Source organism: Sphingomonas sp. RIT328 (genome assembly GCF_000632225.1).
Classification (GTDB): Bacteria; Pseudomonadota; Alphaproteobacteria; order Sphingomonadales; family Sphingomonadaceae; genus Sphingomonas; species Sphingomonas kyungheensis.
Genome location: NZ_JFYV01000015.1, coordinates 45,027 through 69,241 on the forward strand (window position 1 = coordinate 45,027; position 24,215 = coordinate 69,241).

20 protein-coding genes are annotated in these 24,215 nt (G+C 68.8%); 15 read left to right on the forward strand and 5 right to left on the reverse strand.

The features are described from left to right. Nucleotides 1–265 precede the first annotated feature (265 nt). The 5 genes from BW41_RS08735 to BW41_RS08755 are packed head-to-tail and all read left to right on the forward strand — an operon-like array spanning nucleotide 266 to nucleotide 7,380. On the forward strand, nucleotides 266–1,774 hold the full coding sequence (locus tag BW41_RS08735) for a tryptophan halogenase family protein (protein ID WP_037533709.1): 1,509 nt from the start codon (nucleotides 266–268) through the stop codon (nucleotides 1,772–1,774). After that, nucleotides 1,771–3,255 carry a tryptophan 7-halogenase gene (locus BW41_RS08740; RefSeq protein ID WP_037533754.1) on the forward strand — a complete coding sequence of 495 codons (1,485 nt, stop codon included), beginning with the start codon at nucleotides 1,771–1,773 and terminating at the stop codon, nucleotides 3,253–3,255. Before BW41_RS08735 ends, BW41_RS08740 begins: the two co-directional genes overlap by 4 nt. Beyond that, the gene (locus BW41_RS08745) at nucleotides 3,252–4,850 is read left to right on the forward strand and encodes a tryptophan halogenase family protein (protein WP_037533711.1); all 1,599 of its coding nucleotides are present in this window, start codon (nucleotides 3,252–3,254) and stop codon (nucleotides 4,848–4,850) included. The genes BW41_RS08740 and BW41_RS08745 overlap by 4 nt, the downstream gene beginning before the upstream one ends. Next, nucleotides 4,847–6,373: a tryptophan halogenase family protein gene (locus tag BW41_RS08750; RefSeq protein ID WP_037533713.1), complete on the forward strand. Its 1,527-nt coding sequence runs from the start codon at nucleotides 4,847–4,849 to the stop codon at nucleotides 6,371–6,373. Before BW41_RS08745 ends, BW41_RS08750 begins: the two co-directional genes overlap by 4 nt. Continuing rightward, on the forward strand, nucleotides 6,370–7,380 hold the full coding sequence (locus BW41_RS08755) for a cupin-like domain-containing protein (RefSeq protein ID WP_037533715.1): 1,011 nt from the start codon (nucleotides 6,370–6,372) through the stop codon (nucleotides 7,378–7,380). Before BW41_RS08750 ends, BW41_RS08755 begins: the two co-directional genes overlap by 4 nt. Here the strand turns inward: BW41_RS08755 and BW41_RS08760 are convergent. Then, a complete protein-coding gene (locus BW41_RS08760; RefSeq protein WP_037533717.1) occupies nucleotides 7,377–8,390 on the reverse strand; it encodes a cupin-like domain-containing protein in 1,014 nt (337 codons plus the stop codon). The two genes, BW41_RS08755 and BW41_RS08760, sit on opposite strands and share 4 nt — an antisense overlap. A 328-nt stretch (nucleotides 8,391–8,718) precedes the next feature. Between BW41_RS08760 and BW41_RS08765 the strand changes: the two genes are divergently transcribed. The 7 genes from BW41_RS08765 to BW41_RS08795 all read left to right on the forward strand — a co-directional run bounded on the left by BW41_RS08765 (nucleotide 8,719) and on the right by BW41_RS08795 (nucleotide 14,926). Beyond that, the gene (locus BW41_RS08765) at nucleotides 8,719–9,444 is read left to right on the forward strand and encodes a response regulator (RefSeq protein ID WP_037533719.1); all 726 of its coding nucleotides are present in this window, start codon (nucleotides 8,719–8,721) and stop codon (nucleotides 9,442–9,444) included. Further along, a complete protein-coding gene (locus tag BW41_RS08770) occupies nucleotides 9,428–10,723 on the forward strand; it encodes a sensor histidine kinase (protein ID WP_051583378.1) in 1,296 nt (431 codons plus the stop codon). The genes BW41_RS08765 and BW41_RS08770 overlap by 17 nt, the downstream gene beginning before the upstream one ends. A 96-nt stretch (nucleotides 10,724–10,819) precedes the next feature. Next, nucleotides 10,820–11,746 (forward strand): dioxygenase family protein, encoded by a 927-nt coding sequence (locus BW41_RS08775; protein WP_037533721.1) that lies wholly within the window; start codon nucleotides 10,820–10,822, stop codon nucleotides 11,744–11,746. Between the two features lie 215 nt (nucleotides 11,747–11,961). Beyond that, the gene (locus BW41_RS08780; protein ID WP_037533723.1) at nucleotides 11,962–12,675 is read left to right on the forward strand and encodes a bacteriorhodopsin; all 714 of its coding nucleotides are present in this window, start codon (nucleotides 11,962–11,964) and stop codon (nucleotides 12,673–12,675) included. After that, complete coding sequence (locus BW41_RS08785) at nucleotides 12,672–13,517, forward strand: Brp/Blh family beta-carotene 15,15'-dioxygenase (RefSeq protein WP_051583386.1); 846 nt, start codon at nucleotides 12,672–12,674, stop codon at nucleotides 13,515–13,517. Before BW41_RS08780 ends, BW41_RS08785 begins: the two co-directional genes overlap by 4 nt. A 132-nt stretch (nucleotides 13,518–13,649) precedes the next feature. Further along, complete coding sequence (gene gntA / locus BW41_RS08790) at nucleotides 13,650–14,330, forward strand: guanitoxin biosynthesis heme-dependent pre-guanitoxin N-hydroxylase GntA (RefSeq protein WP_037533725.1); 681 nt, start codon at nucleotides 13,650–13,652, stop codon at nucleotides 14,328–14,330. Continuing rightward, nucleotides 14,327–14,926 carry a DUF1989 domain-containing protein gene (locus BW41_RS08795; protein WP_037533727.1) on the forward strand — a complete coding sequence of 200 codons (600 nt, stop codon included), beginning with the start codon at nucleotides 14,327–14,329 and terminating at the stop codon, nucleotides 14,924–14,926. The genes gntA and BW41_RS08795 overlap by 4 nt, the downstream gene beginning before the upstream one ends. Here BW41_RS08795 and BW41_RS08800 read toward each other — a convergent pair. Further along, on the reverse strand, nucleotides 14,923–15,654 hold the full coding sequence (locus BW41_RS08800; RefSeq protein WP_051583380.1) for a glycosyltransferase family 2 protein: 732 nt from the start codon (nucleotides 15,652–15,654) through the stop codon (nucleotides 14,923–14,925). The genes BW41_RS08795 and BW41_RS08800 overlap by 4 nt on opposite strands. A gap of 49 nt (nucleotides 15,655–15,703) precedes the next feature. Then, complete coding sequence (locus BW41_RS08805; RefSeq protein WP_235199705.1) at nucleotides 15,704–18,619, reverse strand: TonB-dependent receptor plug domain-containing protein; 2,916 nt, start codon at nucleotides 18,617–18,619, stop codon at nucleotides 15,704–15,706. 224 nt (nucleotides 18,620–18,843) lie between these two features. Between BW41_RS08805 and BW41_RS08810 the strand changes: the two genes are divergently transcribed. From BW41_RS08810 to BW41_RS08820, 3 genes are read left to right on the forward strand one after another with little or no spacing between them, the layout of a single operon-like run. Further along, entirely contained in the window at nucleotides 18,844–20,067 is a 1,224-nt protein-coding gene (locus BW41_RS08810) for an extracellular solute-binding protein (protein WP_051583381.1), read from the forward strand. Then, nucleotides 20,064–20,945 carry a carbohydrate ABC transporter permease gene (locus BW41_RS08815; protein WP_037533729.1) on the forward strand — a complete coding sequence of 294 codons (882 nt, stop codon included), beginning with the start codon at nucleotides 20,064–20,066 and terminating at the stop codon, nucleotides 20,943–20,945. The genes BW41_RS08810 and BW41_RS08815 overlap by 4 nt, the downstream gene beginning before the upstream one ends. After that, nucleotides 20,936–21,787 carry a carbohydrate ABC transporter permease gene (locus tag BW41_RS08820; protein WP_037533730.1) on the forward strand — a complete coding sequence of 284 codons (852 nt, stop codon included), beginning with the start codon at nucleotides 20,936–20,938 and terminating at the stop codon, nucleotides 21,785–21,787. The genes BW41_RS08815 and BW41_RS08820 overlap by 10 nt, the downstream gene beginning before the upstream one ends. On the opposite strand, the gene BW41_RS08825 is transcribed toward BW41_RS08820, so the two are convergent. Together BW41_RS08825 and BW41_RS08830 are read right to left on the reverse strand one after the other, a co-directional pair. Then, complete coding sequence (locus BW41_RS08825; protein ID WP_037533731.1) at nucleotides 21,748–22,857, reverse strand: ABC transporter ATP-binding protein; 1,110 nt, start codon at nucleotides 22,855–22,857, stop codon at nucleotides 21,748–21,750. The two genes, BW41_RS08820 and BW41_RS08825, sit on opposite strands and share 40 nt — an antisense overlap. A 70-nt stretch (nucleotides 22,858–22,927) precedes the next feature. Next, nucleotides 22,928–24,202 (reverse strand): ABC transporter ATP-binding protein, encoded by a 1,275-nt coding sequence (locus tag BW41_RS08830; protein WP_037533762.1) that lies wholly within the window; start codon nucleotides 24,200–24,202, stop codon nucleotides 22,928–22,930. Between the last annotated feature and the right edge of the window lie 13 nt (nucleotides 24,203–24,215).

The following is a 24,215-nucleotide window of genomic DNA, read 5'->3' on the forward strand; positions in this document are numbered from 1 at the left end:
CGCGTCTGAACCACGCGCGCAAGCTGCCTATCGTCGGCCATCGTCTAGCATCCCCAACTTACAGTCCCTATCGATGTCTCGTCGCGGCACGCCGCGCGGCATCTTGCTGCATTGGGTACGAGCCCGGCGGCCTCGACGCAAGCAATTTTGTTTGCGCTACCACGATTCTAAAACATTGATCTAAATGACGGTTTGCGGACGCCGAAACTACGGTATGACACGGCTCATCACGGCGCGGGACAGGCGCCGGTCATGGAAGGGGCGGATGGACGGCAAGCGGCAGCGGGTGGTGGTCGTCGGCGGGGGGGCGTCCGGTTGGATGGCGGCCACGGCGCTGGCCAAGCTGCTGCCCACCCGGTGCACCGTCGAGCTGGTCGAATCGGAGGCGATCGGAATCATCGGGGTCGGCGAGGCGACGCTGCCGCATATTCGCGCCTTCAACGAGCGTCTCGGGATCGTCGAGGCGGAGTTCATGGCGGCGACGCGGGCGACCTTCAAACTCGGTATCGAATTCCGCGACTGGGGGCGGGTGGGGGACAGCTATATCCACCCGTTCGGCACCTTCGGCCGCGGCAGCGGCGAGGTGCAGTTCCACCATTATTACACGCGCCTGCTGCGCGCCGGCGTGACGCTGCCGCCGATCGAGGCCTATTCGATGGCCTGTTCGCTGGCGCGGGCGAATCGGTTCGGCCCGCCGGCGCGCGATCCCCAGCAGATCGCCTCGACCTTCGGCTATGCCTATCAGTTCGATGCGGTCGCCTTCGCGCCCTATCTGCGCCGCCTCGCCGAACGGCTCGGCGCGCGCCGGACCGAAGGGCGGATCGTCGCCGCGGAGCGTGACCCGGCGAGCGGCAGCGTGACCGCGCTGATCCTGTCGGACGGCCGGCGTGTCGAGGGCGATCTGTTCGTCGACTGTTCGGGCTTTGCCGCGATCCTGATCGGCCAGGAGATGGCGGAGCGGTTCGAGGATTGGTCGCAATGGCTGCCCGCCGACCGCGCCGTCGCGATGCCGTGCCGGACCGAGACGGCGGTGACGCCCTATACCAGCGCGATCGCGATGCCGGCGGGCTGGCGCTGGCGCATTCCGCTTCAGCATCGCACCGGCAACGGTTATGTCTTCGCGAGCGACTTCCTGTCGGAAAGCGCCGCGACGGATGCCCTGCTCGCCTCGGTCGAGGGGACGCCGCTCACCGATCCGCGCGTGCTGCGCTTCAAGGCGGGGCGGCGCACGCGCAGCTGGGTGGGGAATGTGGTCGCGATCGGGCTCGCCTCGGGCTTCCTCGAACCGCTCGAATCGACCAGCCTGTATCTGGTCCAGCAGGCAATCACCGCGCTGGTCGAGCTGTTCCCCGAGCGCACCATCGCCGATGTCGACCGCGACGCGTTCAACCGCCTGATCAACATGGAATATGATCGGGTCCGCGACTTCCTGATCCTGCATTATCACGCCACCGAGCGCGACGATTCGCCGTTCTGGCGTCACATGCGGACCATGGCCGTGCCCGACAGCCTTGCCGAGAAGATGGCGCTGTTCCGCCGGCGGGGGCGCGTCGTCAAATATCGCGAGGGCGCGTTCCTCGATGCGAGCTGGGTGTCGGTCTATCTGGGCCAGCGCATCGTGCCCGCGGCGGCGGACCCGCGCGCCTCGGCACCGTCGACCGACAGCCTGCTCGCCGGGCTCGAGCGGATGCGCGGCGAGATCACCGGCGCGGTCGGCGCGATGCCCGATCACGCCGCGTTCCTCGCCGACTATTGCCCGATGCCGGCGGCATGACCGCGATCGACGCACCGATCGAGCGGATCGTCGTGGTCGGCGGCGGCATCGTCGGCTGGTCGGCGGCGGTGGCGTTGCGCCGGCGCGTGCCGGACGTCGCGGTGACGATCGTCGCAACGCCGCCCTCGCCCGACGCGCTTGCCGACCGGATCGCGCAGACCTTGCCCTCGACGATCGGCTTCCACGACGATCTCGGATTGCGCGAGGAGGATGCGGTGCTGCGCGCGGGCGGCGTCTGGCGGCTCGGCACGCTGTTCGACGGCTGGGCGGAGGGGCAGCCGCCCTATGTCCATGCCTATGGCCCGTGCGGTCAGCCGTTCGGCACCGCGTCGTTCCACCATCACTGGCTGCGGGCGGCGCGGGCGGGAACGACGGCGCCGTTCGAGGCGCACGCGCCCGCGGCGGCACTGGCGCGCGCCGGGCGGATGCCGGTCCCGCCGGCCGGGCCGATGGCGGAGGTGCAGGCGGCGCTGGTGCTCGACGTGCCGCGCTATCGGGGGATGCTCGAGGCGTTCGGACGGCATTTCGGCGTCGTGGTGCGCGACGGCACGGTCGCATCGGTGCGGTTGCGCGGCGACGACGGCTTCGTCGCTGCGCTGGCGCTGGCCGACGGCGGCGAGGTGACGGCCGATGTCTTCGTCGATGCCTCCGGTCCGCGCGCACTCGTGCGGAGCGCGATCGACGCGCAATGGGAGGATTGGCAGCCATGGCTGCGCTGCGACCGTCTCGTCACCGGAGAGGGCGCAGCCGCACCGCTGACCGCCCTCGATACGGTGTCGGCGCTGCCCGCCGGCTGGCGCTGGCGATCGGCAGCGGTGGGGCGGACGCTGCATGGGCTGTGCTATGCGGCGGAGTTCCTTTCCGAGGCGGAGGCGCAGCAGGCGCTGACCGCGGCGGGCGCGACCATGGTGACCCCGGCGGCGTCTTTCCGGCAGGGGACGCGGCCTGCGCCATGGGCCCGCAATTGCGTCGCGATCGGCGATGCGGCGACGGTGATCGAACCGCTCGACTTCACCCATCTCCACCTGGCGCAGAGCGCGATCGACCGGATCATCTCGATGCTGCCGGGGCGCGCCTGTCATCCGCTGGAAATCGCCGACTATAATCGCCAGGCCTCGGCCGAGGTGATGCGGGTGCGCGACTTCGTGCTCGCTCATTATGCCACGGCGCGGCGGCCCGAGCCCTTCTGGCGCGAGCCGGTCGCCTTGCCGCCGAGCCTCGCCGAGACGCTGGCGCTGTTCGGCGCGCGCGGGCGGCTGCCGTTCTTCGAGGAGGAGACCTTCTCGCGCGACGACTGGCTGGCGGTGCTGATCGGGCAGGGTGCGCTGCCGCGGCGGATCGACCCGTTGATCGACGGAACCGATGCGGCAGACAGCGACCGTGCGATGGCGTCCTATCGCGGCGCGATCGCAGAGGCGGTGATGCGCTGTCCGACGCTCGACGACTATTATCACTCACAGCGGAAACGGCTGAGCAGATGAACGAACATACGATCCGCAGCGTGGTGATCCTCGGCGGGGGAACGGCAGGCTGGATGGCGGCGGCGGCGCTGTCGCGCTTCCTCAACAATGGCGTCACGCGGGTGACGCTGATCGAATCGGAGGAGATCGGCACCGTCGGCGTCGGCGAGGCGACGATCCCGCCGCTGCGGACCTTCAACACCATGCTCGGCATCGACGAGCATGAGTTCATCCGCCAGACCGGCGGCACCTACAAATTGGGGATCGAGTTCGTCGACTGGGGCGGCCTCGGCGAACGCTATTTCCACCCGTTCGGCGCCCATGGTCACGACCTTGCCGGCGTGCATTTCCACCAGCTCTACCTGCGCGAGCGGCAGCGGCGGGTGATGCCCGACATCTCCGCCTGGTCGATGAGCGCGGTCGCGGCGCAGGCCGGCAAGTTCGCACCCCCGGCGGCGCAGGCGCAGTCGGCGGTCAAGGACCTGTTCTACGCCTATCATTTCGATGCGGCCCGCTATGCCGCCTTCCTGCGCCGCTTCGCCGAGCAGAATGGCGTGCAGCGGATCGAGGGCAAGGTGACGGCGGTGGCGCAGCGGCCCGAGGACGGTCACGTCACCGCGCTCAAGCTGGAGGACGGGCAGGTCGTCGGCGGCGACCTGTTCATCGACTGTTCCGGCTTCCGCGGCGTGCTGATCGAGGAGACGCTGGAGACCGGATACGAGGATTGGCGCCACTGGCTGCCGTGCGACCGCGCGGTCGCGGTGCCGAGCGCCTATGCCGGCGATCCCGATCCCTTCACCCGCGCGACCGCACGCGGTTCCGGCTGGCAATGGCGCATTCCGTTGCAGCAGCGGATGGGCAACGGCCTCGTCTATTGCAGCGACTTCCAGCAGCCCGAGCAGGCCGAGCGCGAGCTGCTCGCCAACCTGGAGGGCGAGGCGCTCGCCGCGCCGCGTCACCTGTCCTTCACCACGGGACGGCGCAAGCGGAGCTGGCATCGCAACGTCGTCGCGCTCGGGCTGGCGAGCGGCTTCATCGAACCGCTCGAATCGACCTCGATCCACCTCGTCCAGTCCGGCATCGCGCGGCTGATCGCGCTGTTCCCGGACCGCCGCTTCAACCCGGTCGAGCGCGACGAATATAATGCGCAGATGGACGAGCTCTATGCCGACGTCCGCGACTTCGTCATCCTCCACTATAAGGCGACGCGGCGCAGCGACACGCCGTTCTGGGATCGCTGCCGGACGATGAGCGTGCCCGACAGCCTCGCCCGCAAGATCGAGCTGTTCCGCGCCAAGGGCCGCGTTTTCCGCGAAAACCGCGAGCTGTTCGCGACGACCAGCTGGGTCAGCGTCTGCCTCGGCCAGCATATCGTGCCGGACGATCACGAACCCGCGGTCGATGCGCTCGACGAGGAGAAGGTGGCCGGCGCGCTGGAAGAGATGCGTCGCGGCTATCTCGACGTCGCCGCGCGGTTGCCGAGCCATGGCGACTTCCTGCGCCATGTCGCCGGCCGGCCGGCCGCGCCGCCGCCGCCGCCGCCCACCTCGCCGGAGACGCCGACCTTCTCCTTCGCCTCCGAATCGCCCTTCGATTTCTCGGCCGATCCGCTGTGAGGCAGGACGCGATCCGCCGCGTCGTGATCGTCGGCGGCGGGACCGCCGGCTGGATGGCGGCAGCGGGGATCTCCCGCATCCTCGGCGACATGCCGGGGCTGAGCATCGAGCTGGTCGAATCGGAGGAGATCGGCACCGTCGGCGTCGGCGAGGCGACGATCCCGCAGATCGTGCTGTTCAACACGATGCTCGGTCTCGACGAGGCGATGTTCATGCGCGAGACGCGGGCGACCTACAAGCTCGGCATCGAGTTCGTCGACTGGGTCCGTCCCGGCCATCGCTACGTCCATCCCTTCGGCAGCTATGGGCTCGACATGAAGGGGATCGAGTTCCACCATTTCTGGCTCAAGGGGCGTGAGCTCGGCGACACGACGCCGCTCGACGCCTATTCGCTGGCGATCGTTGCCGGCCTGCAGGGGCGGTTCGGCCACCCGCGACCCGATCAGCCGGGATCGCCGCTGTCGAAGCTAGGCTATGCCTTCCAGTTCGACGCCGGTCTCTATGCACGGCTGCTCCGCCGGCTGGCGGAGGCGAACGGCGTGCGCCGGACCGAGGGGCGGATCGTCGGCGTCGACCGTGACGGCGAAAGCGGCCATGTCGCCGCGGTGACGCTCGCGTCCGGCGCGCGCGTCGAGGGCGACCTGTTCATCGACTGCTCGGGGTTTCGAGGGCTGTTGATCGAGGGCGAGATGCAGGCGGGGTTCGAGGACTGGCGCGACTGGCTGCCCTGCGACCGCGCGGTCGCGGTGCCGTGCGCCAATGGCGGCGAGCGGCAGCCGCTCACCCGGTCGACCGCGCGCGCGGCGGGCTGGCAGTGGCGCATCCCGCTCCAGCATCGCATCGGCAACGGCTATGTCTATGCGAGCGAGCATCTGTCCGACGACGAGGCCGCCGCGACCCTGCTGGCCAATCTCGACGGCGCGCCGCTGGCGGAGCCGCGCTTCCTGCGCTTCACCGCCGGGCATCGCCGCCGCGCCTGGGTCGGCAATGTCGTCGCGCTCGGGCTTGCCGGCGGGTTCCTCGAGCCGCTCGAATCGACCAGCATCCACCTCGTCCAGTCGGCGATCGCGCGGCTGCTGACCTATTGGCCGACGCGCGCGTTCGACCAGCGCGAGATCGACCGGTTCAATGCCGCGCATGTCGAGGACTATCGCGACATCCGCGACTTCCTGGTCCTCCACTATAAGGCGACCGACCGAGACGACACCGCCTTCTGGGACTATTGCCGCACGCTGCCGCCGCCGCCCGGTCTTGCCGACAAGCTGGCGATCTTCGCCGCCAATGGCCGTATCTTCCGCGAGCATGAGGAATTGTTCACCGAGACGAGCTGGCTGTCGGTGATGGTCGGGCAGGGGGTGAGGGCGGGCGGCTATCATCCCGCCGCCGACCTGCTATCGGACGCGGAGACGCTGGCGCGGCTCGGCCATATTCGCACCGTCGTCGCGGAGACGGCGCACCTGCTGGCGCGGCAGGACGATATCCTCGCGCATTATGGCTGCACACTGACCGGAGCCGCCGCATGACCGCGCACCCCCTTCCCGAGATCACCGGCATCGACCGGCGTACCTTCGATACGGAGATCCGGCCGGCCGGGCGCCCCGTCGTGCTGCGCGGAATCGCGCGGGACTGGCCCGCGGTGCAGGCGGCGCAACGCTCGGCGGAGGAGGGCATCGGCTATCTGCGCCAGTTCAGCCATGCGGAGCCGGTCGCGGCGATCCTCGGCGAACCGTCGATCGGCGGGCGCTTCTTCTACACGCCCGACCTCGGCGCGATGAACTTCATGCGCGGCCAGACGCCGCTCGACCCGTTCCTCGAACGCCTGCTGCGCGATCGCGACCGCGCCGAGCCGTTTGCGATGGCGATCCAGTCGGTGCCGCTGCCGCAGCTGCTGCCCGGCTTCACCCAGGCCAATACCACCGATCTGGTCGCGGCGGAGGTGGTGCCGCGCATCTGGCTGGGCAATGCGATCCGCGTCGCGACGCATTACGATCTGATGGAGAATGTCGGCGTCGTCGTGATGGGGCGGCGGCGGTTCACGCTGTTCCCGCCCGATCAGGTCGGCAACCTCTATATGGGGCCGCTCGAGCTGACACCCGCGGGCACGCCGGTCAGCCTCGTCGATCCGGACGCGCCCGATCTGGCGCGCTTCCCGCGCTTCGCCGAGGCCGCCAAGGTCGCACAGACGGCGACGCTGATGCCGGGCGATGCGATCTACATCCCGTTCCACTGGTGGCATGCCGTCGAATCGCTCGATCCGGTCAACGCCTTCGTCAATTACTGGTGGAATCCGGCGCGCGCCGATCTCGGCAATCCCTATGATGCGCTGCTCCACGCGCTGCTGACGATTGCGCCCCTGCCGGCGGACCAGCGCGACGCCTTTCGCGCGATGTTCGAGCATCTCGTCTTCCGCGGCGAAGGCGATCCCGCCGCGCATCTGCCGGAGGCGGCGAAGGGCGTGCTCGGCACGATCCATCCCGCCGCCGCGGCGCGGATCCGCGCGACGCTGCGCGACAGTCTCGCGCGGAGCTAACGCCCGCCGCCGAGCAACCGGATGAGGAAGCCGCGCAGCCGTTCGGTCCGCGCCGGACTCGCGGGGGAGAGGATGCCGCGCGCCGGCTCGGGCAGATGGGCGGCGGCGTCCTGCGCGTCGTCGGCGAAGATGTAATGATCGAACCAGCCGCGCCACGCGGCGCGCTGCGCCGGCGGCAGGTCGCGCACCGCCAGCAGGCCGTGGACCAGCGCGCCGAACGGCGAGGGCGCCGCCGCATCCGCCCACCAGTAATTGACCAGCACGTTGAGCGGATCGAGCGCGGCGACATGATGCCACCAGAGCGCCGGCATGAAGATCGCGTCGCCGGGTTCGAGCTCGGCGACCTGCGCGTGGCGGAGCGCCTCGGCGAAGCGCGGATAGCGGGCGAGATCGGGCCGTTCGGGATCGACCATGCTCGACGGCGGGCCGGCCATCGTCTGGTCGAGCGGCCCGACATAGAGGTTGGCGATCTGGTCGGGCGGGAAGAGCGTGAACCGGCGGCGGCCGTGGACGACGCAGGCGACGTTGCTCGATTCGTCGTAATGCGTCGCGACGCGGGTCGCATTGCCGATCCACAGGCGCGCCGGAGCGTCGCCCGTCGGCAGGTCGAGCCAATTGTCCTCATCCCATCCCGGCAGATGCTCGGGCGCGGTCGCGGCATTGGCGTAGAGCGCATGCGCATCGGCCGCCGCCGCCTCGCTGTAGCGGACGAGCTGGCCGAGCAACTGGCCGAGCGCGACCTTCTGTTTGTGAAAGTTGAAGCCGCTGAGATCGTCGTTGTAGAAGAAGCGGCCGCCGATCTCCGGCGGGCCGATCATCACGTCGAGCGGCTGACCACCGCCGAACCGGGCGAGATAGGTCGCCATCGCGCGGTCGCCACCGCGGCCGGCGCGCACCGCCGCCCAGTCGCGGACCTGCCCGCGCAGCACGACGGGGACGTAGCCGTTCGCGATCTCGCCGGCGAAGGTCGCGGCGTCGACGGCGGGCCGGTCGATGACGGCGGGCGTCATCGGCCGGAACGCTCGGCCAAAGCCGCCGCGCGTGGCTCTGTTCTCATGCAAAATGCGTAGGTTAGTCGGGTGGTCTGGTCAAAGTCATTCACCGGCGAAGCCACGATCCCGACCGCTGCCTTCCAAGGCCGCAGCGCGACGAGCGGCAGGGCAGCAATCGACCGGGGCGCCGCTGTACCGACGCCCCTTCGGCGTCGGAAACGATTGTAGCGCTGTCGATTCCGTCCGAACGTACCCGGATGTTGCAGCATCGCAAAACCGGCGACACAGACGCCGGTCAGCCTTAGACATGCTTCCCATCGCCGATCCCGTCTGGACCCCTGATCCCATGGCCGCTGACACCCGCCTGCTCATTGTCGATGACGATCCGGGCATCCGCGAACTGACCGCGGAATTTCTCACCACGCACGGCTATATCGTCGATACCGCGGCGGACGGCGCGGCGATGCGGGCGGCGCTCGATCGGCAGAGCTATGCGCTCGTCGTGCTCGACGTGATGATGCCGGGGGAGGACGGGCTCACCATCCTGCGCTCGCTCGACCGCAGCAGCGCGCCGCCGGTCATCATCCTGTCGGTGATCGGCGAGGAGGTCGACCGTATCGTCGGGCTGGAGATGGGCGCCGACGATTATCTCGCCAAGCCCGCCAACCCGCGCGAGTTGCTCGCCCGCATCCGATCGGTGCTGCGAAGGCAGGCGGGTCCCGCCGCGGTGGAAGCGGTGGCGGCGCGGCCGCTCAAGCGTTTCGCCGGCTGGCGGCTCGATCCGCTCGGGCGGTTGCTGTTCGATCCCGATGGCGTCGCGATCAACCTGTCCGACGGCGAGTTGCGGCTGATGATGACGCTGGTCGATCATCCCCGCCGCGTGCTGACCCGCGACTTCCTGCTCGACCACGCGCGCGGCCCGAATGCCGAGCATTTCGATCGCGCCATCGACGTCCAGATCAGCCGCCTGCGCCGCAAGCTCAGCCGGACCGACGGCAATGGCGGTGACGATCTGATCCGCACCGTGCGCAACGAAGGCTATATGTTCGTCGCCGATGTCGAGCAGCGCTGACCGCGCGGCGCCGGCGCGGTCGATCGCCCAATCGATCTTCGCGCTGGTCATCGCCTCGGTGCTGGTCGCCACGGCGGTGTTCTTCGTCGTCACCTTCAACGGGCCGCCGCCGCGCGACGCGCCGCAGTCGCTGTCGTCGATCGCCCGCACGCTGCGCACCGGCCGGTTGCCCCGTGACGGCGACAGGCGCTGGCGGCTGAGCATTGCCACGACCCCGCCGGTCGCGGACGAGCGATGGCATGCCGACCCGCGGCTGGCCGCGGCGCTCGCCGGCGAACTCGGCGTGGCGCGGGCCGATGTCGTCGTGCTGACGCGGGCGGAGGGACAGGCCCCCGGACCGGGCGACGCGCTGTTCGGCGACTATCGCCTCGCTTCGCGGATAGGCGACCGCTGGCGACGGCTCGACAGCGTCGAACCGCCGCTGCTGCGCCGCTGGCATTGGGTGACACTCGCGTCGATGTTGGTCGCGATCCTGCTGCTGGCGATCCCCGCCTGGTGGCTGGCAGGCGCGATCTCGCAGCCGCTCCGCCGCCTTGCCGCCGCTGCCGATCAGGCGCGGGCAGGGGCACATCTGCCGGCATTGCCCGACAGCGGATCGCGCGAGGTGCGCGAGCTGGCGCGCGCCGTCGCGACGATGCACGCGCGGCTCGCCGGTCATGCCGAGGGGCGGACGACGATGCTCGCGGCGATCGCGCACGATCTCGGCACGCCGCTCGCCCGGCTCGCCTTCTGGATCGAGCAACTGCCCGATCAGGCCCGCAACCGGGCCGCCGCCGATATCGACGAGATGCGCGCGATGATCCGCACCGCCCTCGCCTTCGCGCGCGACGACAGCGAGGCGCAGGCGCAGGACCGGCTCGATCTCGGCAGCCTGCTCGACAGCCTCGCCGACGACATGCAGGTGGCGGGCATGCCGGTGACGCTCGATCCCGGTCCGCGTGCGGTGATCCGCGGTGATTCGGCGGCGTTGCGCCGCCTGTTCGGCAATCTGATCGACAATGCGATCCGCTATGGCGGCTCCGCGGCGATCGGCTGGCGAGTCGATCCCGGCATGGTCGAGGTGACGATCGACGATCGCGGCGCGGGCATCGACGCGGCGACGGTCGAGCGGTTGTTCGAGCCGTTCGTCCGCGGCGATCCCTCGCGCAACCGTGCCACCGGCGGCACGGGCCTCGGCCTCGCGATCGTCCGCGCGATCGCGGCGCGGCACGGCGGCGGCGCGACGCTGGAGAACGGCCCGACCGGCGGCCGCGCGCGGGTGACGCTGCCGCTCGCCTGACCGGCGCAACATCCTGCAACACTGCTACGATCGATGACATACGGCGGTGCGGTAGCGCGGTCATCCTGCTGCCACGCCAACAGGACAGCGGATGCCATGACCTTCCAGCACGACCAAGATCACGACCACGGCCACGGCCACAGCCTCGCCGAAGACCTCGAACGGATGGAGGCGCTCGTCGCCCGGCGGCGCGCGCTCAAATGGTTCGCGGGGGTCGGCACCGCCGCGCTCGTCGCCGGCTGCGGCGGCAGCGACGGCAGTTCGAGCGACACCGTCGCCGTCACCACCGGCAGTACCGCCACGCCGACGCCGACCGCCACCGCAACGGCGACGCCGACACCGACCGCCACGTCGACCAGCACCGCCTGTATCGCCGATCCCACCGAAACCTCCGGTCCCTATCCCGCCGACGGGACCAACACGTCGGGAGGATCGACCTCGAACATCCTCACCGTCAGCGGCGTCGTGCGCAGCGACATCCGGCCGAGCTTCATTTCGAGCACCACGGTCGCGACCGGCGTGCAGCTGACGATCACGCTGACCCTGGTCAACGTCAATGCGAGCTGCGCCCCGCTCGTCGGCTATGCGATCTATCTGTGGCATTGCGACCGCAACGGCAATTATTCGCTCTATTCGGGCGCGACCGCGGAGAGCTATCTGCGCGGCGTGCAGGTGACCGACGCCAACGGGCAGGTGACGTTCACGACGATCTTCCCCGCCTGCTATTCGGGCCGCTGGCCGCATATGCATTTCGAGGTGTTCTCGAGCCTCAGCAACGCGCTCGGCGGCAAATATGCGGTGCTGACCTCACAGCTGGCGATGCCGGCGGCGACGTGCACGACCATCTTCGCGGACACCAGCGTCTATCCGACGAGCAAGACCAATTTCGCGCAGGTGACGCTCGCCAGCGACAATGTCTTCGGAGACAACAGCAGCGCGCAGCTCGCGGTGCAGACTCCGACGATCACCGGTTCGGCATCGGCCGGTCTGGTCGGGACCGCGACGATCGGCATTGCCACCTGAGTGCCACCATCGCCCGCCGCCGGCCGCCGGCGGCGGGTGATACCGGGTCGCGCCGGTCGGCGGCAGGCACCCTGAACGCTAGTGACGAAACCAGCCGGGAGCGCGGCTGGCCGGCTGATGCAGGATAAGTTTCGAGGATCGGGACACAAAAAGTCACACACGCCGTTATGCGCTTGGGTCGACATTGGGTCGTTCCCGGCAAGGGATGACACCCTATGGACCAGACTGCCTTTCTCCTCGGATTCGCCATCATGTCGCTCGCCTCGCTGGCGATTTATGCGACGGGCAAGAAGACCCCGCCGTCGGGTCATCATACGTTGCTGCATTCGAGCGTGCCGTTCATCGCCGCGACCGCCTATCTGGCGATGGCGTTCGGCATCGGCACATTGCTCAAAGTCGACGGCTCGGCGGTCTATGTCGCGCGCTATCTCGACTGGTCGGTGACGACGCCGATCCTGCTCGCCGGGCTGGTGCTGCTCGCCTTCCACGAACAGGGGCGTACCGGCGAAGTCGGCGGCCACCTGACTGCGATCATCGTGCTCGACGTGCTGATGATCGTCACCGGCCTCGTCTCGGCGCTTGCCGGACCGCCGCTGATCAAATGGGTCTGGTATGCCTGGTCGTGCGTCGCCTTCCTGAGCGTGCTCTATCTGCTGTGGGGACCGTTGCGGGCCAAGGCGGTGGAACGCGGCGCGGCGCTGGGTGGCGCCTATAACAAGAACCTCGCCTTCCTGACGGTGATCTGGTTCCTCTATCCGATCGTCTTCCTCGTCGGGCCGGAGGGGCTGAAGATCATCAGCGATCCCGCCTCGGTCTGGGCGATCCTCATCATGGATGTGCTCGCCAAGGTGGTTTACGCCTTCTACGCGGCGAGCAATCTCGAAAAGGCGCTGGCACAGCACGCCGACTCGCGCGGCGACCGGTGGTGAGCGGGCGCGCTCCGGCGATCGGCTGGAGCGCGCTCACCGTCGCGGCGGTGGTCGCCGCATGCGGACCGCTGCTGCTGCAACTCGCCTTTGCGGGCGTCGCGATCGGCGTCATCGGCATGGCGCACGGGGCGAGCGATCTGGCGATCGTCGCACCGCGGCGGCGCCCGCTGTTTCTCGCCTGTTATGGCCTAGTCTGCCTGATCTGCCTCGGCTGGTGGATCGCCGATCCGGCGGTGGCCCTGCCGGCCTTCCTGCTCGCCTCGGCGATCCACTTCGCGATGGAGGACGCACCGGAGGGGACGTGGGTGGAGCGGGTGGCGCGCGGCGTGAGCCTGATCGCCACCCCGGCGACGCTGCACGCCGCTTCGCTGACGGTGATCCTGCAGCATGGCGGCATTACGCCGGCAATGCTGCCCGGTCTGGTCACCGGGTTGACGTGGCTCGGCGGGATCGCCGCGGCCGGATTGCTGGCGCTCGCCATCGTGCGGCGCGACCCCCGGCTGTTCGCGGGAACGGCGGCGCTGCTGCTGCTGCCGCCGCTGATCGGCTTCTCGCTCGGCTTCCTGATCCTGCATGCGCTGCCGCAGACGTGGCAACGGTGCGAGCGGATCGGATGCATGACGGCGCAATCCTATCTCCGCGCGATCGCGCCGGTGCTCGGCGCGGCGATGTTGCTGGTGCTGCTGATCGGCGGGATCGTCTGGCGGTGGGATGATAGCGGTGTCCGGCCGCTGTTCGCAGCCATCGCGGCGCTGGCGATGCCGCACCTGCTGGTGACGCCGTGGTTCGAGGCGGGGGCGGCGGATCCCGTGACGACCCCGGCGCGATCCGTCCCGGTCTGATGCAGCCGGGGCTGTACGGACATGCCGGTCATCCCTCCAGTCTTTCGCATTGAGGCGGATCAAGTCGGCGGCGGAATCCCGGAACGCTGCCCTCCGCCGGGTCGTTTCCTACCCATGCTACCCTCGAAATCGATGTTCAATTGGGCGGATCCGCATGAGGACGAGGCCAAGACGATGCTGTCGGATTATATCGCCGACCACGGCTTTCCCTGCGTCGGGGCCAAGGCCGCGCTGGCCAAGGGGACGCTCGACGTGCTTGGCGCACGCGATATCGCCAGCGCCTGGGATGATCTGCGTATCCATGAGCGGCTGCGCTGCTTCGCCGCGCGCTATCGCGCCGAACCGTCGCTGTTCCGCAGTTTCGCGGTCGTCTTCTCGGGACCCGACGACCTCACCGAAGAGGCGTTCGAACAGGCGATCTGGCAGCGTATCCAGTCGCTGTCCGACAAGGACGTCTGGCTGGGGCAGGAATGGGACGAGCGCGTCAGTCCCGATCCCGCCAATCCGCATTTCTCTCTGTCGTTCGGTGGCGAGGCCTTCTTCGTCGTCGGGCTGCATCCGCATGCCAGCCGCCCGGCCCGCCGCTTTGCGCGCCCGACGATGATCTTCAACCTCCACGACCAGTTCGAGACGCTGCGCGCGCAGGGACGCTATGAGACGATGCGCGAGAAGATCATGGTCCGTGACGAGACGCTCGCCGGTTCGCGCAATCCGATGCTGTCGCGCCACGGCGAGATGAGCGAGGCGCGGCAATATAGCGGCCGCGCCGTCGACGGTGACTGGCGCTGCCCGTTCCGGTATGCCGGCGAATGAGCGGCGCGGTGCACGAGATCGCCGAGCGCAGCGGCGTCGGTTTTCCGCTCAAGGCCGGGCAGCGGCTGACTGTGATCGACCCGCGCGGTTGTCAGGTGGCCGATCTGCTCGCGTTCAACGCGGCCGACCTCGGCGAGGTGCTGTCGTCGGGACGGACGCTCGATTATGCCGAGACGATCCGGCTGACCACCGGGCACAGGCTCTATTCGAACCGATCGAACGTGATGCTTGAGATCGTCGAGGATAGCGTTGGCGTGCACGACTTCCTGCTGACGCCCTGCTCCTATGCGACCTTCGACCATTTCTACCCGGACCTGCCGCGGCATCGCGGCTGTTTCGGCAACCTTGCCGAGGCGCTGGCGCCCTATGGCGTGGTGCCGGACCAGATACCGGTCGCCTTCAACTGCTTCATGAACGTGCCCGTCGACGCCGGCGGGCGGCTGTCGGTGCTGCCGCCGGTCAGCCGCGCCGGCGACCGGATCGTCTTCGTCGCGGCGATGGATCTGGTGATCGGCCTCACCGCCTGTTCGGCGCCGGCATCGAACGGCGGATCGTTCAAGCCGATCCACTATCGCGTCGAGGACGCCGCAGCTTAGGCCGCCACCTCGACGAGATAGGGATGGGCGAGAACGCGGGCGGCGTTGCGGGCGCCGATCGCGGTATCGTTGACGAGCCGGCTACCCGGCACGGTACGATAGAGCGCTACACAGGCGTCGATGCGGACGAAGCGCGCGCCCGCCGCCGCGGCGCGGGTGTAGAAGTCCCAGTCGTTGCAATTGTGGAAGCTCGGGTCGAAGCCGTCGACCCGCTCGACGATCGCGCGGCGGACGATCGACCAGCTCGGTCCGATCACCCCGCCGCTGGCGAGGCCGGCCCGGATGCTCGCCCCGTCCCAGCCGCATTCGGGCGGCTGCGGCGCGCCGTCGCCTTCGATTCGCGCGAAGTGCCCGACCACGATATCATGGCCTCCGGCCGCGCCGCTCAGCAGCGACCGTGCCGCGCCCGGCAGCCAGATGTCGTCGCTGTCGAGGAAGGCGATCCAGTCGGCGCGCGCCAGCGCCGCGCCGCTGTTGCGCGCCTGCGATGCGCCGACGTTGCGCGGCAGGATCATCGCCACCACCGCATCATGCTGCGCCGCGAGCGCGCGGATCATCGTGGCGCTGTCGTCGGACGAGCCGTCGTCGACGACGATGACGCGCTGCGGCGGGTGATCCTGCGCGAGGACGCTGGCGACCGCGTCGGCCACGACATGCGCGCGATTGTGGCACGGGATAACGACGTCATACGCCGCGAACGGCGCGAAACACGATGAAGCATGGAGCATCGCCGTCCCATGCCCGATTTCACTGCCGCGGCAAAGGGGCCGGTCCGCGTCAGCGGCCGCCGAACCGGACCTTGGCGCCCGCGTAGAAATAGCGGCCGACCGGCGAGATCGGCACGTTGGTCTCGAAGCCGATATCGGGCTTCTGGTCGGTGACATTGTTGACGCCGCCGTAGAAGGCGAAATTGCGTCCGACCTCGACCTGCCCCTGGATATCGTGCTGCCACAGCGCCGCATGGCGGAAGTAGCGCGGATCGACATAGGTCGGATTGCCGTCGGTCTCGAAGCGGGTGAAGCGGCGGACGGCGTCCTGCCAGCGCAGATTGTAGCTCAGGGTGAACGCGCCGTTGATCCAGGTCGGCGACAGCGTCGCATTCCACTGCGGGCGGAAGGGCTGGTCGACATTGTCCTCCGCCTGCGCGCCCGGCGTGGCGATCTGTTCGAGCTTATGAAGATAGCCGCCGACCAGGCGCAGGTCGAAGGTGCCGGCGCTCGCCGTGGTGACGCGATAGGCGATGTTGAGCTCGGCGCCCGAGGTGCGGAACGCCGAGACGTTCTGCGGGCTGATCGTATAGCCGTTGATGAAGCCCGTGCCGGTCTGCCGGCTGATCTGGCCGCAGAAGGCGTTGTCGAGCGACGGCTGGTCGACGCAGAGCGCGGCGATGCTGTTGGCGGCGCCGCCGTCCGGGTTGTTGATCGCATCGCGCAGACGGATGTCGTACCAGTCGACGCCGATCGACAGATTGGGGATGAAATCGGGGCGCAGCACGATGCCCGCGGTCCATGTCCGCGCGATCTCCGCCTTCAGATTGGCGTTGCCCGAGACCGTGCCGGGGATGAAGATCGTCGCATTGGGATTGTTCTGCGCGGTGAAGGTCGCCGGATTGCCGCCGAGGCTGTTGATCAGCGCGACGCAATTGGCGGCACGGCTGCTGCTGCCGGCATTGCGGTTGCCGATATAGCAGGGATCGGAGAAGAAGGCGCTCGACCCGGTTGCCGGGCGGAACAGCTCGCCGATATTGGGCGCGCGGACCGATTGGCCGTAGGAGCCGCGGAAGCTGATCGCGCGGATCGGCGCCCAGATGCCGTTGAACTGATAGGCGCGCGTCGAGCCGACCGTCGAATAGTCCGAATAGCGCCCTGCCGCCCCGACCGACAGCAGGTGAAAGAACGGCTTGTCCTTGATCAGCGGCGCGTTGAGCTCGCCGAACGCCTCCCACACGTCGAATTTGCCCGACGACGGCGTCGGGATGATATATTCGTCGTATTGATAATAGAGATTGTCGACCAGCGATTGCGACGGCGTGAAGCGGCTCGTCTCGCGCCGGTATTCGCCCCCGACGGCGAAGGCGACCGGCCCGCCGGGCAGTTCGAACAACTGGCCGAAGTCGCCGGTGACCGAGGCGTTGGCGACCTGCTGGGTGATCCGCGCGTCGCTGACCGGATTGTCGATATAATAGGCGTAGGACGCCGGATCGACGGTGTTGCCGCCGAAGGTGTTGACCGGCACGCAGCCCGCCGCCTGCGCCGCGGCCGAGCGGCAGACGATCGTGTTGTTCGGCCCGCGCACCGCGTCGAGCGCTTCAAGGAAGCGGCTGTTGAGCCGGTCGTTGAGCTTGGTCGCGCGGACGTCGGTCTGACCATAAGTGTACGACACGTCGTAGCTGCTATGATCGTTGATCCGGCCGGTGACCGCGACGACACCGCGATAGGTCCGGCGCCGGTCGGTTTCGCCGCGGCGCGGGATGTCGAAATTGTTGCGGTTGACGTCGACCGAGGTCAGCCCCGCCGCCTGTGCCGCGGCAAGGATGCTCGCTGGGATAGAGGGGTTGTCGAGCGCGATCGTCGCCGGATAATTGCCGCCATAGCCGCTGAAGCTGGTGATCGTCGACTGGACGAACTTGCCCTCCAGGCTGATCTTGAACGCGTCGGAGGCATCGTAATGCGCCAGCGCGTTCACCGCATGGCGGCGGGTGCGGGGATAGATGTCGCCGATATAGCCGGCGACCGGAGTGTCGTCGCCGCCGATGCTATAACCGTCGTTCTGCAAATACCGGCCCGGCGTGTAGACCGCGCCGTCGCCCCGGAACGTTTGGTCGCCGATGTAGACGATACCCTGGTTCGAGCTGTACGGATAGCGAAGGTCGCCGAGCGGCGCCTTCTGGTAGCTGCCCGCGACCCCCGGTGTATAATTGTCGACATTGACGAAATAGCGGCGCTGACCGGCGGCGAGATAGCTGCGGCTGTCGTTGGCGAGCGGCTGGTCGGCGTTATATTCGTAGGCGAGGGTGACGTTGGCGCGACCGTCGGCGAAGTTGCGCCCGGCGACGATCGAGGCGAAGCGGTTGGCGGCGTCGCCGCGCTGCGAGATGCCGAATTGCGAACGCGCGGCGATGCCGTCGAAATCGCGCTTCATCACGAAATTGACGACGCCCGACACGCCATCGGCGCCGTAGACGGCGGAGGCGGCGCCGGTGAGCACGTCGACGCGGTCGATCAGGTCGGTCGGGATCGCGTTGATGTCGACCGCGGCGGTGTCCGGCTGACCGGCGACATGCCGGCGGCCGTTGACCAGCACCAGCGTCCGGTTGGGGCCGAGCCCGCGCAGGTCGAGCAGGTTGAGGCCGACCTGCCCGAAGCTGCCGTCCGCCTGATTGCTGCCGGCGGTACGCGTGTTGTCGAGCGAGTTGGTGAGCGCCGGAACCCGCTGGAGGAAGGTGGTGACGTTGGTATTGCCCGATTGCTGCAGATCGGCGGCGCCGAACGAGACGATCGGATTGGGCGCGGCATAATCGGGCCGCTGGATGCGTGACCCGGTGACGACGATATCCGCCGCCGGGGCGTCTGCCTCCGCCGGAGTCGCCTGTGCGGGTTCGGCAGCGGGAGCGGCCTGCTGCGCCTGGGCGAGCGGGGCGACGAGCATGGCCGCGCCGGACAGCAGCCAGCGGCTGCGATGGAAACGCGACATACTCTTCTCCCTGTGTGCCGGCTCGGGCCCCCGCCGGCGTCTCGTCACCTATGTTGTACGGCCATGTTACAGGCCGACACAATCGGACATGCCGCCGCTAGTAGAAAAAACAGTCATGATCCTAGCGCTTTACCCGCTTGTACGGGTGGTGCGGCGGCGACGGATGCGCCATCGTCGCGGGGATGGGAGCGGGGATCAGCGAGGGCGGGTGGACGCGCAGGGCGATGCTCTCGGCGGTTCCGGTGATCGGCCTCGCCGGCTGTCAGGCCCGCGCCGACCACCGGCCGCTGTCCTTATGGGCGATGAGTTACGAAGGCGATTATTCGCCGCTGCTGATCCCCGCCTTCACCGCCGCGACCGGGCTCGATGTCGAGGTCCAGTCGCTGCCGACCACGGCGAGCCATGAAAAGCTGCTCACCGCCTTCGCCGGCGGCGCGCTCCCCGACGTGCTGATGCTGTTCAACAGCTGGGTGCATGAATTCGCGACGATCGGTGCGATCGCGCCGGTGACGCGGCCGGCGCTGCTCGCGCAGATGGTGCCGGGTATCCTCGCGTCGACACGCGTCGCCGGGCGCGACTTTGCAGTGCCCTGGTCGGTCGCGCCGCAGGTGCAATTCTACCGCCGCGACATCCTCGCCGCGGCGGGATGGGACGCGGCGCCGAGCGACTGGGCGGGCTGGCGGGCGATGGCCAAAGCGGTCAAGCGCCGGCGGCCCGACGACTACGTCTTCCTGATGCTGCTCAACTGGCCGACCGCGCTGATCACCATGCTGGTGCAGGCGGGCGCGACGATGCTGCGCGACCGCGATACGCGCGGCGCCTTCCAGACGCCGGAGGCGCGGGCAGCCTTCGCTTATTATGTCTCGCTCTACACCGACGGCTATGCGCCGATGGCCTTGTCCACCGAGATACAGGACCCGGTCGCCGCCTTTGCCGCCGGCTATTGCGCGGTCTGGCCGAGCGGGCCGACGACGCTGGTCGATTTCACCCGCCGTGCTGATATCCTGCCGCGCGAGCGCTGGTCGACCGCGCGCCTGCCGGCCCCCGACGGCCCCGGCGCGGTGTCGGGCCTCGCCTCCAGCCTGTGCGTCTCGACGCAGACGCGCCGGCCGGATGCGGCCTGGGCGCTGGTCCGCCACCTCACCTCGATCCCGAGCGAGCTGCGCTATCAGCGGCTGATCGGCAACCTGCCGGCGCGGATCGACGCCTACCAGTCGCCACAACTCGCGACGGCGGTGCTGCGACCCTTTGCCGAACAGATGCACCAGCCCGCAACGCTGCCGCCGGTGATCGAATGGGAGCGTATCCAGATCGAGATCCAATATGCCGCCGAACGCATCGTCCGCGGCGTGCAGACGATGGACGCCGCGCTCGCCGCGCTCGACGACCGGGTCGACCGGCTGCTCGCCAAGCGCCGCGCGCTGCTCGATGCCGGGGCGATCGCATGACGCGGCAGGAGCGGGCCGCCTGGCTGTTCACCGCGCCGGTGCTGGCGATCATCGCGCTCGTCTTCGTGCTGCCGACCAGCTTGGCGTTGGCCCTGTCGGTGACCGATTATTCGATCTACGCGCTCGCCGACTGGTCGAACCTGCGCTTCGTCGGGCTGGGCAATTTCACCGAGTTGCTCTCGACGCCTTTGTTCTGGCGCGCGCTGGGCAACACAATGCTGTTCGCCGGGATCGGCGTGCCGATGGCGATCGGCACCTCGCTGTTCACCGCCCTGCTGCTCGACGATGTCACGGTGCGGTGGAAGCCATTGTGGCGCGTGCTGCTGTTCGCACCCTATGTCACCAGCGTCGTCGCCACCGCGGTGGTCTGGCGCATCCTGTTCAACGAGCGCTTCGGGCTGATCAACCGCGCGCTCGGCGCGATCGGCATCGCGCCCGTCGACTGGCTCGGCGATCCGCATCTGTCGATCCCGGCGATCCTGATCTTCGTGACGTGGAAGATCTTCGGCTACAATATGATCGTCTTCACCGCGGCGCTGTCGGCGGTGCCGGGCGAGCTGATCGAGGCGGCGCGGCTCGACGGGGCAGGGCGGTGGGGGCGGTTCCGCCACGTCACGCTGCCGGCGATCGGGCCGACATTGCTGCTCGCCACGGTGATGAGCGTCGCCGGTTTCCTGCAGATCTTCGCCGAACCCTATGTGATGACGCAGGGCGGCCCGGCGCAGAGCACGACGACGGTGCTGTATTTCATGTTCGACGAGGGCTTCAAATGGTGGAACCTCGGCCAGGCGAGCGCGGTCGCCTTCATCCTGTTCCTGATGATCCTTGCGGTGACATTGGTGCAGACGCGGATCGGCAGGCGCTACGAATGGCTGTGAGACGCCTGCGCCCGCTGCTGTCGACCGCGCTCGTCGCGGCGATCACCGCGCTGACGATCGCGCCCCTGCTCTACATGGTCGTCGTCTCGTTCATGCCGCGCGGCGAGTCGACGACGCTGCCGACGCCGCTGTGGCCGTCGCACTGGTCGGGCGAGAATTATTACGAGCTGCTGGTACGGCGGTCGATCGACGGCGCGTGGTTCGATTACCGCATCGTGCCCGCGCTGGTGAACAGCCTCGCCATCGCCGCGATCGCCACCGCGCTGGGGCTGCTGCTCACCGTCCCGGCGGGCTATGCCTTCGCCAAGCTGCGCTTCCGCGGGCGGGCGCGGCTGCTCCAGATCCTGATCGGCTCGCTGATCGTGCCAGGGCAGGTGGCGATGCTGCCGCTGTTCCTGATCTTCAAGGAGTTGGGGCTGGTCAACAGCTATGCCGGCGTCATCCTGCCGAGCCTCGCCGGGATATTCGCGATCCTGTTCGTCCGCCAGGCGACGCTCGCCATTCCCGACGAGATGATCGACGCGGCGCGGATCGACGGCGCGGGCGAGGTGCGGATCTTCGTCAGCATCGTGCTGCCGCTGCTCACCCCGATCGTGGTGACGCTGGCGCTGTTCCTGTTCCTCGGCAGCTGGAACGACTTCCTCTGGCCGCTGATCGTGCTCGCCGACCAGCATCTCTATACGCTGCCGGTGGCGATCGCGGCGATCGGACGCGAACATGCCGCGGACGGCGAGCTGATGATGGCGGCGGCGGTGGTGACGACGATGCCGGTGCTGCTGCTCTTTCTTGCGCTGCAGCGTTATTACCTGACCGGGCTGCTCGGCGGCAGCATCAAGGGATAGGCGCGGCCGTCGCCGTCGAACAGATGCGTGTCGACCGGCGCGACGGTGAAGCGCAGCGTCTCGCCGAGGGCGACGGCGCGGTCGCCGGGCAGTTGCGCGACGATCGTGCCGACCGCGCCCTGCGCGCCGAGATGCGCGAAGGATAACGGCCCGAGCCGCTCGAACAGCTCGACCGCCCCGGCGAACGGGCCGTCCGCCGCGGCGACGAGATGCTCCGGGCGGACACCGAGCGTCGCCGTCGCGCCGGTCGCGGCGGCGGGAACTTGCGCATCGGTCTGCACCACGCCGCCATCGGGCAGGCGGACGCGCGCGCCCGCGTCGCTGGCCTCGACGATCGTCACCGGCAGCAGGTTCATGCCCGGCGAGCCGATCGCCGCGGCGACCGCGAGGCTGGCGGGCCGGCGGTAGACGTCGATCGGCGCGCCGACCTGCTCGACCCGGCCTGCGCTCATCACGACGATGCGGTTGGCGAGCGTCATCGCCTCGAGCTGGTCGTGGGTGACGTAGATCATCGTCGCGCCGAGCTGCTGGTGGAGCCGGGCGAATTCGTGCCGCATCCGCGCGCGCAGCGCGGTGTCGAGGTTGGAGAGCGGCTCGTCGAGCAGCAGCACGCGCGGCCTGCGGACGATCGCGCGCGCGATCGAGACGCGCTGCCGCTGGCCGCCGGACAGCGCGCGCGGCTTGCGATCGAGCAGCGCGACGAGGTCGAGCATCTCGGCGACCGCGGCGACGCGCGTCGCGATCTCCGCCTTGGCGACGCCCGCGACCTTGAGCGGGAAGCCGATATTCTGCGCGACGGTCATCTGCGGGTAGAGCGCATAGGATTGGAACACCATCGCGACGCCGCGGTCGGACGGCGCGGCATCGGTGACGTCGCGGCCGCCGATCGCGATCCGCCCGGCGCTCGGCTGTTCGAGACCTGCAATCATCCGCAGCAGCGTCGACTTGCCGCAGCCCGATGGTCCGACGAGGACGAGAAACTCGCCCTGTTCGACGTGCAGGTCGGTGGGGTGAAGCGCGACCGACTGGTCGAACCTTTTGGTCAGTCCGGCGATGTCGACCGTGCCCATGTCCTCTCCCTCACGCGCTCGCGTGGCGGGGGACTAAACCTATGTCAAACCTTAGTTATGCCGCGACCGGTCAGGCCGGGTCCTCGAGCGAGAACTGATCCTCGTCATCGTCGAAGGCGAACAATTCGGCATAGCGGCCCCATTCGATCACCGCGCGCAAGGTGGTCGCGGCGAAGTCCGGCGACATATGATCCTCCAGTTCGTCGCGGAAGCGCCGCGCCGGGGCCTGATGCGAGCGGCGCTCGTCGAGCACCTTGCGGATATGGCTGGCGAGGCGGACGTGCTGCTCCAGCGTGCGGCGGAAATTGGCCTTGCGCTGATCGACGCCCTGCTGCGCGAAGGCCGCACCGCGCTCGGTCAGCACGGCATCGCCGTCATCGACGTCGAGGAAGTGGAGCATCTGCAACGTCTCGATGATCGGGAACAGCTCGTTGATCTCGAGCTGCAACGTGTCGGCGAGCGTCGACAGCGGCGCGCGGCCCGAGAAGGGCGGCGCCTCGACCTCTTCGATCAACCCGGCGAGGCTGTTGACCGACACCTCGGGCAGCGGCCGGTCGAGGCCATGATCGACCGGCAGCGCCGGCGCCGCAGCGCGCTGCGTCATCCGCGCATAGATCTGCTCGACGAGATCGCGGAAGCGCGGATCGAGCCGGTCGCGCGGCTGCGGCAGGTCGACCCGGAACTCCGCCGCGATCCGGCCGGGGTTGGAAGAGAGGACGAGGATACGGTCGCACATCAGCACCGCTTCCTCGATATTGTGCGTGACGATCAGGATCGAGGCGATGCCAAGCTGTCCTTCGCCCCACAATTCGATCAGGTCGCTGCGCAGCGTTTCGGCGGTGAGCACGTCGAGCGCGGAAAAGGGTTCGTCCATCAGCAACAGCGACGGCTCGACCACCAGCGCGCGGGCGAGGCCGACGCGCTGGCGCATGCCGCCCGACAGCTCCTTGGGAAATGCATTCTCGAAGCCGTCGAGGCCGATCAGGTCGATCGCGGCGATCGCGCGGCGGCGGCGTTCGTCGGCGGGGACGTGCTGCGCCTCCAGCCCGAGCTCGACGTTCTGCAGCACGGTCAGCCAGGGCATCAGCGCGAAGGACTGGAAGACCATCGCGACCGAGCGCGGCTTGCCCGCGGCGTCGGGAACGAAGCGCAGCTCGCCGCGGCTGGGCTCGACCAGCCCGGCGATCGAGCGGAGCAGCGTCGACTTGCCCGAACCCGAGCGGCCGAGCAGGCCGACCACCTCGCCCTCGCGCACCTCGAGCGCGACATCGTCGAGGATCGGCGCGCCACCCTCGGCGCCGCCATAGCTGTGACCCAGTCCGGAGATGGTGACGACGGGATTCATGCGCAGGGGCTCC

Excerpts from the sequence above, each read along its gene's own strand:
- BW41_RS08735 (WP_037533709.1), top strand. The coding sequence starts at position 266 with ATGGACGGCAAGCGGCAGCGGGTGGTGGTCGTCGGCGGGGGGGCGTCC.
- BW41_RS08740 (WP_037533754.1), top strand. The coding sequence starts at position 1,771 with ATGACCGCGATCGACGCACCGATCGAGCGGATCGTCGTGGTCGGCGGC.
- BW41_RS08745 (WP_037533711.1), top strand. The coding sequence starts at position 3,252 with ATGAACGAACATACGATCCGCAGCGTGGTGATCCTCGGCGGGGGAACG.
- BW41_RS08755 (WP_037533715.1), top strand. The coding sequence starts at position 6,370 with ATGACCGCGCACCCCCTTCCCGAGATCACCGGCATCGACCGGCGTACC.
- BW41_RS08760 (WP_037533717.1), bottom strand. The coding sequence starts at position 8,390 with ATGACGCCCGCCGTCATCGACCGGCCCGCCGTCGACGCCGCGACCTTC.
- BW41_RS08765 (WP_037533719.1), top strand. The coding sequence starts at position 8,719 with ATGGCCGCTGACACCCGCCTGCTCATTGTCGATGACGATCCGGGCATC.
- BW41_RS08770 (WP_051583378.1), top strand. The coding sequence starts at position 9,428 with ATGTCGAGCAGCGCTGACCGCGCGGCGCCGGCGCGGTCGATCGCCCAA.
- BW41_RS08775 (WP_037533721.1), top strand. The coding sequence starts at position 10,820 with ATGACCTTCCAGCACGACCAAGATCACGACCACGGCCACGGCCACAGC.
- BW41_RS08780 (WP_037533723.1), top strand. The coding sequence starts at position 11,962 with ATGGACCAGACTGCCTTTCTCCTCGGATTCGCCATCATGTCGCTCGCC.
- gntA (WP_037533725.1), top strand. The coding sequence starts at position 13,650 with ATGTTCAATTGGGCGGATCCGCATGAGGACGAGGCCAAGACGATGCTG.
- BW41_RS08795 (WP_037533727.1), top strand. The coding sequence starts at position 14,327 with ATGAGCGGCGCGGTGCACGAGATCGCCGAGCGCAGCGGCGTCGGTTTT.
- BW41_RS08800 (WP_051583380.1), bottom strand. The coding sequence starts at position 15,654 with ATGCTCCATGCTTCATCGTGTTTCGCGCCGTTCGCGGCGTATGACGTC.
- BW41_RS08805 (WP_235199705.1), bottom strand. The coding sequence starts at position 18,619 with ATGTCGCGTTTCCATCGCAGCCGCTGGCTGCTGTCCGGCGCGGCCATG.
- BW41_RS08810 (WP_051583381.1), top strand. The coding sequence starts at position 18,844 with ATGCTCTCGGCGGTTCCGGTGATCGGCCTCGCCGGCTGTCAGGCCCGC.
- BW41_RS08815 (WP_037533729.1), top strand. The coding sequence starts at position 20,064 with ATGACGCGGCAGGAGCGGGCCGCCTGGCTGTTCACCGCGCCGGTGCTG.
- BW41_RS08820 (WP_037533730.1), top strand. The coding sequence starts at position 20,936 with ATGGCTGTGAGACGCCTGCGCCCGCTGCTGTCGACCGCGCTCGTCGCG.
- BW41_RS08825 (WP_037533731.1), bottom strand. The coding sequence starts at position 22,857 with ATGGGCACGGTCGACATCGCCGGACTGACCAAAAGGTTCGACCAGTCG.
- BW41_RS08830 (WP_037533762.1), bottom strand. The coding sequence starts at position 24,202 with ATGAATCCCGTCGTCACCATCTCCGGACTGGGTCACAGCTATGGCGGC.